Source organism: Paraburkholderia sp. BCC1884, from assembly GCF_900996225.1.
Classification (GTDB): domain Bacteria; phylum Pseudomonadota; class Gammaproteobacteria; order Burkholderiales; family Burkholderiaceae; genus Paraburkholderia.
Window position 1 is genome coordinate 170,359 of the sequence record NZ_CAAJGL010000101.1, and the last position, 13,136, is coordinate 183,494.

The window sequence follows — 13,136 nt, forward strand, 5'->3', positions numbered from 1 at the left end:
ACAGATCGAGTATCAACGGAGAATTTTGCATGGATACGTCAACACGCACGCCGACTACCGCCAGCTCGCGGCTCGAAATCGAGCCGGGCTATCAGTCGGGTTTCGCTAACGAGTTCGCCACCGAAGCGTTGCCGGGCGCGTTGCCCGAAGGCCGCAATTCGCCGCAACGTGCGGCCTACGGTCTCTACGCCGAACAGATTTCGGGCACGGCCTTCACTGCGCCGCGTGGACACAACCGGCGTTCGTGGCTGTACCGGATTCGTCCCGCGGCCGTGCACATGCCGTTCACGCAATTGCCTTCGGAGCGGCTCGTCGCCAACTTCGCCGAGGTGCCACCCACCCCGCCGAACCAGTTGCGTTGGGACGCCTTGCCGATGCTGACCGAGCCGACCGATTTCGTCGATGGCTGGGTGACGATGGCAGGCAACGGCGCGGCCGAATCGATGAACGGTTGTGCGATCCACCTGTACGCGACGAACAGTTCGATGAAGGACCGCTTCTTCTACAGCGCCGACGGAGAATTGCTGATCGTGCCGCAGGAAGGACGCCTCGATATCGCGACCGAAATGGGCCGGCTCGAAGTCGGGCCGTTCGAGATCGCGGTGATTCCGCGCGGCGTGCGTTTCGCGGTGGACCTGCCGGACGGCGCGGCGCGCGGCTACATCTGCGAGAACTTCGGCGCGTTACTGCGCTTGCCGGACCTCGGTCCGATCGGCTCGAACGGCCTCGCCAATCCGCGCGACTTTCTCACACCGCACGCGGCCTACGAAGACCGTGAAGGCGACTTCGAACTCGTCGCCAAGATGAACGGCAATCTGTGGCGCGCGGACATCGGCCATTCGCCGCTCGACGTGGTCGCGTGGCACGGCAATTACGCGCCGTACAAATACGATCTGCGCCGCTTCAACACGATCGGCTCGATCAGCTTCGACCATCCGGACCCGTCGATCTTTCTGGTGCTGCAATCGCAAAGCGATACGCCCGGCGTCGATACGATCGACTTCGTGATCTTTCCGCCGCGCTGGCTCGCCGCTGAAGATACGTTCCGTCCGCCCTGGTTCCACCGCAACGTGGCGAGCGAATTCATGGGCCTCGTACACGGTGTCTACGACGCCAAGGCCGAAGGCTTCGTGCCGGGCGGCGCGAGTCTGCACAACTGCATGTCGGGTCACGGGCCGGACGCGGATACGTTCGAAAAGGCCTCGCATAGCGATACCTCGACGCCGAAGAAAGTCGGCGACACGATGGCCTTCATGTTCGAGACACGCACGCTCATCAAGCCGACCCGCTTCGCGCTCGAAACCGCGCAATTGCAGGCGCATTACTACGAGTGCTGGCAAGGCCTCAAGAAACACTTCAACCCGGAGCAACGATGAACGCATTGAGCGATCTTCAGGCGACGCTCGATCCGTCGCGCAAGAGCTGGGTCGAGTCGGCCAACGATTCGACCAGCGACTTTTCGATTCAGAATCTTCCGTTCGGTGTTTTTAGCAGCAAGCGGGACGGCCAGGGCGGCGCGCGTCGCGTGGGCGTGGCGATCGGCGATCAGATCGTCGATCTCGCGGCGTTGCAGGCCGCCGGTTTGCTGAACGTGCCGGCGCAAGGCGTGTTTGCACGCGAGACGCTAAACGATTTCATCGGGCTCGGCCGCGATGCGTGGCGCCGCGTGCGGGTCCAGTTGAGTCATCTGCTCGCAAGCGACACTGCGATCTTGCGCGACGATGTCGCTGTGCGCTCAAAAGTCCTGGTGAGCCAGGCCGATGCGCAATTGCATCTGCCGGTTCAGATTCCGGGCTACACCGATTTCTATTCGTCGAAGGAACACGCGACGAATGTCGGCTCGATGTTCCGCGATCCGAAGAACGCACTGCTGCCGAACTGGTCGGAGATGCCGATCGGTTACAACGGACGTGCGTCGTCGGTGGTGGTGAGCGGCACGCCGGTGCGTCGGCCGAATGGGCAGTTGAAATTGCCGGATCAGGATCGTCCGGTATTCGGCGCGTGCCGCAAGCTCGATATCGAACTGGAGACCGGCTTCGTGATCGGCGCGGGTAATGCATTGGGCGAACCGGTGGCGTGTGCCGAGGCCGAAGCGCACATCTTCGGCATGGTGCTGCTCAACGACTGGAGCGCGCGCGATATCCAGCAGTGGGAATACGTCCCGCTCGGGCCGTTCAACGCGAAGACGTTCGCGACCACGATCTCGCCGTGGATCGTGACGCTCGACGCGCTCGAACCGTTCCGCGTCGCGCAGCCCGTGCAGGAGCCGCAGCCGCTCGCGTATCTGCGTCACGAGGGCAAGCACGCGTTCGATATCGAACTGGAAGTGACCCTGCGGCCGAAGCAGGCCACCCAGGCCAGCACGATTGCGCGGACCAACTTCAGGCACATGTACTGGACGATGGCGCAGCAGCTCGCGCATCACACGGTGTCGGGTTGCAACACGCGAGTGGGCGATCTGATGGGCTCGGGCACGATTAGCGGTCCGACGGAAGATTCGTTCGGCAGCCTGCTCGAGTTGACCTGGAACGGGAAGAATCCGCTGGAATTGAAGGAAGGCGGAACGCGTGGTTTCATCGAGGACGGCGATGAATTGACGTTGGCCGGATGGTGTCAGGGCGCGGGCTATCGCGTAGGGTTTGGCGTGTGCGTTGGGGAGATTTTGCCGGCGCGCACTTAGCAGGCAGCGTCACTGGGACAAACGGGGAATCCCTTGATCGAGGCTTCCCCGTTTTGCAATTTGCGGTTCGTCAAACGACGTCTTTCACCGAAGCTCGATGGCTAGCCCGCCGCCCGCATCGGCGCACGTCGCTTTTCCCACCAGACCGCAGCCAGAAACGCCAACGCCGTGACCACCAGCACGCCGACCATCGCGTCGTTCCCCACGCTCTTCATCAGTGCACCTGCTACCAGCGGTCCGCCAAAACTGGCTGCGCTCCATGCCGCGCCCACCAGCGAGCTCGCCGACACCAGGGCGACGCCGCGAAAGCGCTCGCCGCATGCCACCAGCGACAGCGTATAAATTGCCCCCGCCGCCGCACCGAGCACGTACAACAGCGGCCAGCACAGCCAAGGCGACTCGATCGCCAAAGGCAGAAACGGCAACAGCGCGACTGCCACCACGCCACAGCCGATATGCACCCGTTCCCGGCCAAGCCGGTCGGCAAGCCAGCCGATCGGGAATTGCATCGTCGTATCGCCGAGCAGCAGAGCCGACGCGAACAGCACGGCCACTTCACTGGTGATGCCATGTGACATGGCGAATAGCGGCAGCAGCGAAAGCGCGATCGTGTCGAACAACGCGAAAAAACCCGTGCCGATCACGAGCGCCGGCATCTGCGGCAGAACGTGACGCCAGCTGCCGTGCGCCGCGTGTTCCTCTGCCGACGCTTGCGGCGTCGTGCGAATTGCGGCGAGCATGGGCAGCGCCAGCAGAAAAATCACGCCGCAGATCAGGAAGCGCGACTGGGTCAGAACATCGATCTGACTGACCAGCACTGGCCCCGACATCTGGAACAAGGTGAAGGCGGTCGCGTAGATCGCGATGACGCGCCCACGCGAGGCGTCGTCGGCAAGCTGATTGACCCATGCCTCGCCGATCGTGAACAGCAGCATCAATGCCGCGCCGCACAGCACGCGTAGCGCGGCCCAGAGCCAGAGATTCGACGTGAACTGCATCAGCGCGGTGGCGAGCGCCACCGCCAGCACCGCGCCGACGATCACCTGCCGCCCGCCGAAGCGCGCCGCGATCCAGCCGGCCAGCGGCACGACGAGCAGACCGCCGCCCGCTTGCGCGGCCGTCAGCAGGCCGACGACGTCGGTGCCGTAACCGGCCTGGGTGAGCGCGAGGGCAGTGAGCGGAAGCGTCGCGCCGCTGCCGAGTCCGACCACGGCGACGCTGAGAATGAGGGCGAGGAAATCGCGAGTGAAGATGACTTTCATCGGCCGAGATGCTACTACGGCCCCAAGTCATAAGCGAATGGCAATAGCGCAGCAGGGCAACGCGGCAGGCGTTGAGCCGGAGGTGAGCGCCAACAGCGGCGTGAACCTCAGCCCGGGACGGCCATCCGTTCGCGCCGATCGATCGACACCGACCATAGCGTCAGCACCAGCGCGCCGATCGAGGTCGCCACGCCGACCCACGGCAAGGTCGTGAGCGGTGCACCCGCGCCGATCGCCATGCCGCCGAGCCAGGCGCCCGTCGCGTTGCCGAGGTTGAAAGCGCCCTGATTCAAGGTCGACGCCAGGTTCGGTGCGTGACTCGCCCGGTCGACGATCAGCATTTGCAGCGGCGGCACGATCGCGAAGGCCAGGATGCCCCACACGAAGATCGTGATCATCGCCGGGATCTCGGCGTGCATGGTGCCCGCGAAGATCGTCAGGATCACGACGATCGCCAGCAGAAACGCCACCAGCGAAGGCATCAGCCGCCAGTCGGCCAGCTTGCCGCCGAGCGTGCTGCCCACCGTCAGCCCGAGGCCGAACAGCAGTAGCACGAGCGTGACCGCATGCGGCGTGAAACCGGTGACGTCTTCGAGGATCGGCGTGATGTAGGTGAAGGTGGAAAAGAGACTGGCCGAGGCGAGCACGCTGATGCCGAGCACCATCAACACTTGCGGGTTCTTCAACACGCTGAATTCGCGGACGAGGCTCGCCTTCTGCATCTCGATCTTCGCCGGCAGGCACACCGCGAGCGCGGCCGCCGCGACAATGCCGATGCCGGTCACCGCCCAGAAGGTGGCGCGCCAGCCGACGGCCTGGCCGAGCGCCGTGCCGAGCGGTACACCCAGCACGTTGGCGAGCGTGAGGCCGGTGAACATCAATGCGATGGCCTGCGCGCGACGGTTCGGCGCGACGAGGCCGGCAGCCACCACCGAACCGATGCCGAAGAACGCGCCATGACAGAACGCCGTGACGATGCGCGCGGCCATCAGCACCGCGTAGCCCGGCGCGACCGCGCACAGCAGATTGCCGATGATGAACACGCCGATCAGGCTCATCAGCGCTTTCTTGCGCGGCATGTTGGCCACGGCGATCGCGACGATCGGCGCGCCGATGGTGACGCCGAGCGCATACGCCGACACCAGCATGCCGGCTGCGGGAATCGAAACGGACAGATCGCGCGCGACGTCAGGCAGCAAGCCCATGATCACGAATTCAGTGGTACCGATGCCGAAAGCGGCGACGGCGAGGGCAAGCAGCGGTAAAGGCATGGTGGCGGAGCGTGAATCGGCGCGACGGGGAATGTCGCGCAGCTGGCGCGCGTTTTCGGGGCGAGAACGCCTGCGCCATGCAAAGGGTAAAGCAGTAGGGGATTCTACCTAAGTCAAAACAGCCTTGCCGATTGTCAGGCTGGCTGTTGTTTTTTGCTTAATGTCGCGGGACGACGTGCGGAAACCCGTACTTGTGCGGTGCGTTCCGGCGTAGCGTCGTGTCTGATCTGGGCGCATCGCGCGGCGCAGGCCGCTCAAGGACGAACGTCGTCACGCCGTTATCCTGGTTAGCTTCGATGCGCACGTGGTCATTGAAATTTTGCGTGGTTATCATCGTTGTCATTCTGAAGGTCAGCGTCCGCCCGTCGTCCCGGGTTCTTGTGCAGTGCGCTCGTGCAGTGTCGTCATGCAGGGCAATTAATACCGTGGCTTGACATGCTTCTTTCACAATCGACTCGTAGCGTTAGCGCACTTTTAATGCGCTGGCGGGTTTTTGCCAGCTTTGCGAGCCTGCCTTTGCCCCTGTCCCATTCACCATCGGCCGCTGCGCCGGGTTGCGCCGAAACGGTCTGGCAAGTGCCGCTGCCCGAACACTCATGGTTCGACCATGTCCGGCTGAAACGCGTTTTCGTCACCGACGGCACGCGGCATCAGGTGGTGCTTATCGATGTGCGCAAACTGCTTGCGTGCGCAGATCGCGACAACACGGATTACGTATTGAAGCCGGTCGCCGAATGGCATGCGGGCAAGGTGCGCGGCATCCGCGAATTTCTCGACCCCGAGAATCCGCGCGTTCCGCAGATGCCCTACGTGACGATCTGCACGCGTCGCGCGCCGGGCCTGCTGGGCTGGCTGGGTCTGGAGCGCGAAGGCGTCGTGTCGTTCCGCAACGGCCAGCATCGTGCGCGCTACCTGGCCGATGCGGGCGCCCGCTGGTTCCCGGTGGAAGTCCACGAACGCGAAGCCGCGTTGCTGCGCGAAATTTGCGGAGCGGCAGACGACGCGCGCACTGCCATCCGCTCGGCGCCGCTGGGCAGCGAGGGCGGCGGTTAAACACGGGCGGACGCCGCGAAGTGCGGCCGGGCTCGCCGGAGCGCTTCGCATTGCATCTGCGGCGCACGCCGGGCACTCCTGAACAGCACCCTAGGCTTGCGGGTGCACCACGTTGCGTGGCGCGCCGGCATGCCACGCCGCGACGTTGTCGAGCGTGGTCTGGGCGATCTCGTTCATTGCCTCGCGCGTGAAAAACGCCTGGTGCGCCGTGACGATCACGTTGGGGAACATCAGAAGCCGCGCCAGCACATCGTCCTGCAGCGGCAGATTCGAGTGGTCTTCGAAAAACAGACCGCCTTCTTCCTCGTACACATCCAGCCCCAGATTGCCCAGCTGGCCGTCCTTCAGCGCGCCGATCAGCGCATTGCTTTCGACCAGTCCGCCGCGGCCGGTGTTGATCAGCATCGCGCCGCGCTTCATCCTGGCAAGCGCCGGTCCGTCGATCAGGTGGTAGGTCGCGGGCACGAGCGGGCAGTGCAGGCTGACGACATCCGATTCGGCCAGCAGCGTAGGCAGCGGTACGTAACGTGCGCCGAGCGCCAGCAGGTCCTCGGCGGGCGTGCCGGGATCGTGCGCCAGCACCTGCATGCCGAAACCCGCCATGATGCGGCCGAACACGCGGCCGATCATGCCCGTGCCGACCACGCCGACCGTCTTGCCATGCAGATCGAAGCCGAGTAGCCCGTGCAGTGAAAAGTCGCCTTCGCGGGTGCGCGCGACCGCGCGCGGCAGCCGCCGGTTCAGCGCCAGAATCAGGCCGACCGCATGTTCGGCGACCGCGTGCGGCGAGTAAGCCGGCACCCGCGCGACGATCATGCTGAGTCGCTCGGCGGCGGCCAGGTCGACGTGATTGAAGCCCGCCGAACGCAGCGCGATCATGCGCGTGCCGCCCTCGTGTAGCCGCTCGAGCACGGCGGCGTCGACGTTGTCGTTGACGAACGGACAGACTACCTCGTAGCCGGCGGCGAGCACGGCGGTTTCGGCGTCGAGATGGGATTCCTGGAAGTGCACTTCGTAGCCGTGCGTGGCGTTGGCCTCGGCGAACGTATCGCTATCGTACTGGCGGCTGCTGAACAGGATGATGCGCATGGCGGGCTCCCAGAAAACATGCCGCCCTGCAAAAGGGCGACGACCGGCGGGCGTACGAGCAGGTCAGTATAAGGGACCTACCGCGGTGTGCAAGGCGCCCTCCCCATGATTCGCACTTTGCTAAAGATCGTTTTTTGCGAAGACCAAACGGTGGCAAATGAAAATAACATTGACAGCGGTGCAGAACTGCAATATTTATTAAAAAAGCAGTCCCAAAAAAGCATGTTCATTCAATCATGCTTGAAAGAAACGGCCACCAGCAGACTATGTCTTTTTCAAGGCGTTAGGCAACTTCGCGAGGGAAGCGTGACTGTCGATCTTTCAACAACGATTTTCCGTAATATCGCCGCAGTGCGGCATATCTTCTGCAGCGCGCCTGACGTCATCTCATTGCCATAAATTGCTTTTAGCGAATTGCTATGCCGGCTGAGTAATTTCTACGCTATGCCGGCTCAAAGCGAATTCGTTTGAATTGTGTTGAGCAATTTTCAGCCTTTTGCTAATAAACCCATAAATTGGCGAGCTGACATGATCGGTGAATTGCTGAGATCTCAACCGGAGATCGCGCTGTTCGCAAGCCTTGCTATCGGATATTTCATTGGTTCGTTTCGCGTGGGACCAATTCAGCTCGGCGGCGTCTGCGGCACTTTGATCGTTGCGTTGGTATTGGGGCAGACCGGCGCGCGCCTTGCGCCCGATCTGAAGAACATCGCATTCGCGCTGTTCATCTTTGCGCTGGGCTTCACCGGCGGACCACAGTTTTTCGCCAATATCGGGCGTGGCTGGCGTTACGGCTTGCTGTCGGTGGTCGAGATCGTCTCGGTGCTGGCGCTGATCATGATCGCGGTGCTCGTCATGCGGCTCGACGTCGGCACGGCGGCCGGCCTGCTGGCCGGCGCCGCCACGGAGTCGGCGGTGATCGGCACGGCCTCGGAGGCGATCTCCAAGCTCGGTCTTGGCGACACGGAAACGCTGCGCCTGCAGGCCAATATCGTGACCGCCTACAGCGTGAGCTACCTGTTCGGGTTGATCACGATCGTGCTGTTCACGAGCCAGTTCGCCCCTTTGCTGCTACGTGTGAATCTGCGCGACGAAGCCGAGCGCGTCTGGCGCAAACTCGGTGGCAGCGGTGCGTTCAGCGAAGGGCAACGGGCCGCCGCGCCGGCACTGGTGGGCCGCGCGTTCCGGGTGGGGCGCGCGGGCGGCACTACCGTGGTCGCGTTCGAGCAGCAGTACGGCTTCAATCTGACGATCGAGCAGGTACGGCGCGACGGCGTCGACGTACCGGTCGAGCCGCAACTGGTCCTTGCGCCCGACGATCTCATCATGGTCGGCGGCCGGCGCGAAGCGATCGTGACGGCGTCGGCCCAACTCGGTGAGGAAGTGAACGGTGCGCAGTTCAGCCAGCTCTTCGCCGAGAGGGTGGACATGGTGTTGACGCGGCGTGACGCGCACGGCCTCACGATTGCCCAGTTGCGTGAACGGGCGGTGCCGGAAGAGGGCCGCGGCATCTATATCGCGGCGGTGACGCGGCTCGAGAACACCGTGCCCGCGCTGCCCGGCACCGAACTGAATCGCGGCGATGTCATCACGCTGGTAGGGGCAAAGGCCGACGTCGAGCGCGGCGTACGGCGCCTCGGCTACGCGCTGGTCGCGACCAACAAAACCGACTTCATCTATCTCGCCTTGGGCGTGCTGGTCGGCATGGCGATCGGCCGGCTTGGCGGGACGATCGGCGGTATCTCGCTCGCGCTCGGCACCGGCGGCGGTTGCCTGCTCTCGGGCCTGCTGTTCGGCTGGATCCGCTCGCGCTATCCGGTGATCGGTTCGCTGCCGTCGGCGGCCGCGCAGATTCTCAAGGATTTCGGGCTGGCCACCTTCATCGCGGCCGTGGGTTTGTCGGCCGGCCCCGATGCCATCAAGCTCGTGCGCGTCTACGGTCTGGCGTTGCCGCTGGTAGGGATTCTGATGGTGCTCGTACCCGGCTTGCTGTCGCTGTGGATCGGCCGGGCGTTTCTTAAGCTCGAGGCACCCATGCTGCTCGGCGCGATTGCCGGCCAGCAATGCAGCACGCCCGCGATCAGCGCGCTGGTCGGCGTGACCGGCAACTCGACACCGGTGATCGGCTACACGATCACCTACGCACTCTCGAACATTCTGTTGCCTTTGATGGGGCCCGTGGTGGTGGGCCTCGCCGGCAAATTCGGCTAGGCACGCAGACGAATCGCGCGGAATACGACACGCATCACTTCGAGGCAGCAGCATCCAGTACTCAGTATCGCAAACTAATCTAGCGAGGGCACGATGGACTGGCTACACCACATCTTTCAGAAATCACCTGAGATCGCGCTGTTCTTGTCGCTTGCAGCCGGTTACTTCATTGGGCAGATCAACTTCGGAAAATTCCAGTTGGGCGGTGTGGGCGGTTCGCTGCTGGCGGCGGTCGTCATCAGTCAGGTGGGCGTGACGATCGACAACGGCGTGAAGTCGGTGATGTTCGCCGTGTTCATCTACGCGGTCGGTTACGACTCCGGTCCGGGCTTCTTCAATTCGCTGAACCGCAAGACGCTGCGTGAAATCGCGATGGCGGTGTTTCTCGCCGCGTCGGCGCTGGTCACCGTGGTGGTCTGCGCCAAGCTGTTCCATCTGAACAAGGGCCTCGCGGCGGGTCTGGCGGGCGGCGCGCTGACGCAATCGGCGATCATCGGCACGGCGGGCGACGCGATCGCGCGTCTCGGCTTGCCGGCCGATCAGGTCAAATCGCTGCAATCGGACGTGGCGATCGCCTACGCGGTGACCTACGTGTTCGGCTCGCTCGGGGCGATCATCGTGTGCGTGAACATTCTGCCCAAGTTCATGGGCCAGAGTCTGCGCGATGCGTCGATCGAAGCGGAACGTGAGCTGGCCTCCGGGTCCGCGGCACAAGCGCCAGGGCAGATCTCGGCGATGCCGGAACTGGTGGGACGCGCCTACCGGATCGATGTCAGTGCGGGCAAGACGGTGCAGGCCGTCGAGACGCAGCACCAGGATATGTTGACGATCGAGCGGATCAAGCGTGACGGCGCGCCGCTCGACCCCGTTCCCGACCTCGTGTTGAAACTCGACGACGTCGTGCTGGTGGTCGGCCGTCGCGATGCGGTGGTGGCGTTTGGCGCGAACGGCAGCGAGATCGCCGACGTCGAGGACATGGGCGTGGTGATGCAAACGCGCCAGGGCGTGTTCACGCGCAAGGGCATGAACCACACGACGATCGCCGCCGCCCGGCAAGTCGTGGATCGCGACATGCGTCATGGCGTCTACCTGCAAAGCGCGACACGCGCCGGCCAGCCGCTGCCGATCCTGCCGGAGACCACGCTGGAACACGGCGACGTGATCACCTTCTATGGCTCGCCGAAAGACACCAAGCGCGCCGTCGATGCGGCGGGCTATGAACTGCCGTACAGCATCAAGACCGACTTCATCTACATGGGTGTCGGCCTCGTGCTCGGTTTGCTGGTTGGGCTGATCGTCGTCAACATTGGCGGCATTCCGCTCACGCTCGGCTCGGGCGGCGGCTGTCTGCTGGCCGGCCTGCTGTTTGGCTGGATGCGCGGCAAGCACCCGATGTATGGCGTGATGCCGTCGGCGGCCTCGCGGCTGCTGCAGGACTTCGGTCTGGCGACGTTCGTGGTGGTGGTGGGTCTCAATTCCGGTCTGCAAGCCGTGGTGACGGTCAAGCAACTCGGTATCACGATCTTCCTGCTCGGGGTGTTCGTCACGTTGTTCCCGCTGCTGCTGACCATGCTATTCGGCCGCTACGTACTCAAGTACAACAATGCGGCGATTCTGGCCGGGGCGCTATCGGGCTCGCGCAGCGCGAATCCGGCTTTCGGCGGCGTGCTCGACAAGGCGGAGAGCGCCGTGCCGACCGCATCGTTCGCGATCTGCTACGCCATCGCGAACGTCGCGTTGACGCTGCTGGGTCCGCTCGTGGTCGGACTCGTGTAGCACGCGTTTTATCGATCTCTTTCACGCCGGCGGTAACGGGGCGTTGCGCCCGACACGCCGGCGTCTTTCACTTGGCTCAGGAGAACGCATCATGGCAAAAGAGAAGGGCGACAAGAAGCACGCGGATATGTCAGCACCGGGACTTTCCGCACTCAGTCCGTTCGAGCTGAAGGATGAGCTGATCAAGGCGGCCGGCGGCGGCGCCGTGGAGCGTGCCGCGAATGCATCGATGCTCAACGCAGGCCGTGGCAACCCCAACTTCCTCGCGACGATTCCGCGTCACGGCTTCTGGCAACTCGGCCTCTTCGCGATGCGCGAGTCGGAACGCTCGTTTGCTTACATGCCCGAGGGCCTCGGCGGTTTTCCGCGACGCGAGGGTCTCGAAGAGCGCTTCGATCTGTTCATTCGCGAAAACAAGGGCGTGGCCGGCATCGACTTTCTGCGCGGCGCGGTGTCGTACGTGCGCGATCAACTCGGTTACTCCGCGGGCGACTTCCTGTATGAAATGTGCGAGGGCATTCTCGCTTCGAACTATCCGGTGCCGGACCGCATGCTCAAGCTGTCCGAACTGATCGTCGGACAGTATCTGCGCCGAGAGATGATCGGCAACCATCCGTTTGTCGGCGAATTCGACGTATTCGCGGTGGAAGGCGGCACGGCCGCCATGACGTACATCTTCAATACGATGCGCGAGAATCACCTGATCAAGGCAGGCGACACGATCGCGCTCGGCATGCCGATCTTCACGCCGTACATCGAGATTCCGCGCCTGAACGACTACCAGCTGAACGTCGTCAATCTCGAAGCGGACGTGGCCAACGGCTGGCAGTATTCGAAGAAGGAACTCGACAAGCTGCGCGATCCGAAGGTGAAGGCATTCTTCCTCGTGAATCCGAGCAATCCGCCTTCGGTGAAGATGGACGACGAGAGCCTTCAGTACATCGCCGACATCGTCAAGGAACGGCCCGATCTGATCCTGTTGACCGACGACGTGTACGGCACCTTCGCCGACGACTTCGTGTCGCTTTTCGCGCTGGCGCCGAAGAACACCATTCTGGTCTACTCGTACTCGAAGTATTTCGGCGCGACCGGCTGGCGTCTCGGCACGATTGCAACGCATCGCGACAACGTGCTCGACAAGCTGATTGCCGAATTGCCGAAGGAACAGAAGAAGCAGTTGCACGAGCGCTACGAATCGATCACGACCGAGCCGGACAAACTCAAGTTCATCGATCGTCTGGTGGCCGATAGCCGCACGGTTGCACTGAACCACACGGCGGGTTTGTCGACGCCGCAGCAGGTGCAGATGGTGCTGTTCTCCCTGTTCGCGCTAATGGACACGCCCGACGCGTACAAGAACGCATTGAAGCGCTTGATCCGCAAGCGCAAACAGGCGCTCTACGAGGAAGTCGGCATCTCGTTCGAAGACGACGATCCGAATCAGGTCGACTACTACACGATTCTCGACATCGAGTTCCTCGGCGAGAAGATGTTTGGGCGTGAGTTCGTCGACTGGTTGCTGAAGAACACCGAGCCGTCGGAACTGCTCTTCCGTCTCGCGCGTGAAGCGCGAGTGGTGCTGTTGCCAGGTCGCGGGTTCGGTACACAGCATCCGTCGGGGCGTGTGTCGCTCGCGAATCTGAACGAGTCGGACTATCGGCAGATCGGACGCGCGCTGCGCAAATTGATCGAAGAGTACATCGAGCGCTTCAACGCGGCGACGGGAAAAAAGCTCGATAAAACGAAGGTGAAATAACACTCGAATCGCGCTTGTTAGTGCAGTAGCAGCCGGCG

At 63.1% G+C, this 13,136-nt stretch carries 10 protein-coding genes; 7 read left to right on the forward strand and 3 right to left on the reverse strand.

Annotation, left to right across the window (positions count from 1 at the left end; genetic code table 11):
• Window positions 1–29: 29 nt before the first annotated feature.
• Both hmgA and fahA read left to right on the forward strand, forming a co-directional pair.
• Window positions 30–1,376: a homogentisate 1,2-dioxygenase gene (gene hmgA / locus FQ705_RS23200; protein ID WP_144144675.1), complete on the forward strand. Its 1,347-nt coding sequence runs from the start codon at window positions 30–32 to the stop codon at window positions 1,374–1,376.
• On the forward strand, window positions 1,373–2,680 hold the full coding sequence (fahA, locus tag FQ705_RS23205; protein ID WP_144144677.1) for a fumarylacetoacetase: 1,308 nt from the start codon (window positions 1,373–1,375) through the stop codon (window positions 2,678–2,680). The genes hmgA and fahA overlap by 4 nt, the downstream gene beginning before the upstream one ends.
• Before the next feature lie 101 nt (window positions 2,681–2,781).
• Here the strand turns inward: fahA and FQ705_RS23210 are convergent, their stop codons facing one another.
• Together FQ705_RS23210 and FQ705_RS23215 are read right to left on the reverse strand one after the other, a co-directional pair.
• Window positions 2,782–3,942, reverse strand: a complete 1,161-nt coding sequence (locus tag FQ705_RS23210; protein WP_144144679.1) for an MFS transporter — start codon at window positions 3,940–3,942, stop codon at window positions 2,782–2,784.
• 107 nt (window positions 3,943–4,049) lie between these two features.
• Window positions 4,050–5,213, reverse strand: coding sequence for an MFS transporter (locus tag FQ705_RS23215; protein ID WP_144144681.1), 1,164 nt, complete (start codon window positions 5,211–5,213; stop codon window positions 4,050–4,052).
• Window positions 5,214–5,648: 435 nt separating this feature from the next.
• On the opposite strand from FQ705_RS23215, the gene FQ705_RS23225 reads away from it, so the two are divergent.
• Window positions 5,649–6,266, forward strand: a complete 618-nt coding sequence (locus FQ705_RS23225; protein ID WP_144144683.1) for a plasmid fertility inhibition factor family protein — start codon at window positions 5,649–5,651, stop codon at window positions 6,264–6,266.
• A gap of 90 nt (window positions 6,267–6,356) precedes the next feature.
• Here the strand turns inward: FQ705_RS23225 and FQ705_RS23230 are convergent, their stop codons facing one another.
• Window positions 6,357–7,355 carry a 2-hydroxyacid dehydrogenase gene (locus tag FQ705_RS23230; RefSeq protein ID WP_144144685.1) on the reverse strand — a complete coding sequence of 333 codons (999 nt, stop codon included), beginning with the start codon at window positions 7,353–7,355 and terminating at the stop codon, window positions 6,357–6,359.
• A gap of 105 nt (window positions 7,356–7,460) precedes the next feature.
• Here FQ705_RS23230 and FQ705_RS23235 point away from each other — a divergent pair, with 105 nt between their 5' ends.
• The 4 genes from FQ705_RS23235 (at window position 7,461) to FQ705_RS23250 (ending at window position 13,098) form a co-directional block, all read left to right on the forward strand.
• Window positions 7,461–7,754: a hypothetical protein gene (locus tag FQ705_RS23235; RefSeq protein ID WP_144144687.1), complete on the forward strand. Its 294-nt coding sequence runs from the start codon at window positions 7,461–7,463 to the stop codon at window positions 7,752–7,754.
• A gap of 129 nt (window positions 7,755–7,883) precedes the next feature.
• The gene (gene aspT / locus FQ705_RS23240) at window positions 7,884–9,566 is read left to right on the forward strand and encodes an aspartate-alanine antiporter (protein WP_144144689.1); all 1,683 of its coding nucleotides are present in this window, start codon (window positions 7,884–7,886) and stop codon (window positions 9,564–9,566) included.
• A 93-nt stretch (window positions 9,567–9,659) separates the two neighbouring features.
• Window positions 9,660–11,342 (forward strand): aspartate-alanine antiporter, encoded by a 1,683-nt coding sequence (gene aspT / locus FQ705_RS23245; RefSeq protein WP_144144691.1) that lies wholly within the window; start codon window positions 9,660–9,662, stop codon window positions 11,340–11,342.
• A 91-nt stretch (window positions 11,343–11,433) separates the two neighbouring features.
• A complete protein-coding gene (locus FQ705_RS23250) occupies window positions 11,434–13,098 on the forward strand; it encodes a bifunctional aspartate transaminase/aspartate 4-decarboxylase (RefSeq protein ID WP_144144693.1) in 1,665 nt (554 codons plus the stop codon).
• The last annotated feature ends 38 nt before the right edge of the window (window positions 13,099–13,136 follow it).

Coding starts and splice junctions, on each gene's coding strand:
- hmgA (WP_144144675.1), top strand. CDS start 30: ATGGATACGTCAACACGCACGCCGACTACCGCCAGCTCGCGGCTCGAA.
- fahA (WP_144144677.1), top strand. CDS start 1,373: ATGAACGCATTGAGCGATCTTCAGGCGACGCTCGATCCGTCGCGCAAG.
- FQ705_RS23210 (WP_144144679.1), bottom strand. CDS start 3,942: ATGAAAGTCATCTTCACTCGCGATTTCCTCGCCCTCATTCTCAGCGTC.
- FQ705_RS23215 (WP_144144681.1), bottom strand. CDS start 5,213: ATGCCTTTACCGCTGCTTGCCCTCGCCGTCGCCGCTTTCGGCATCGGT.
- FQ705_RS23225 (WP_144144683.1), top strand. CDS start 5,649: ATGCTTCTTTCACAATCGACTCGTAGCGTTAGCGCACTTTTAATGCGC.
- FQ705_RS23230 (WP_144144685.1), bottom strand. CDS start 7,355: ATGCGCATCATCCTGTTCAGCAGCCGCCAGTACGATAGCGATACGTTC.
- FQ705_RS23235 (WP_144144687.1), top strand. CDS start 7,461: ATGATTCGCACTTTGCTAAAGATCGTTTTTTGCGAAGACCAAACGGTG.
- aspT (WP_144144689.1), top strand. CDS start 7,884: ATGATCGGTGAATTGCTGAGATCTCAACCGGAGATCGCGCTGTTCGCA.
- aspT (WP_144144691.1), top strand. CDS start 9,660: ATGGACTGGCTACACCACATCTTTCAGAAATCACCTGAGATCGCGCTG.
- FQ705_RS23250 (WP_144144693.1), top strand. CDS start 11,434: ATGGCAAAAGAGAAGGGCGACAAGAAGCACGCGGATATGTCAGCACCG.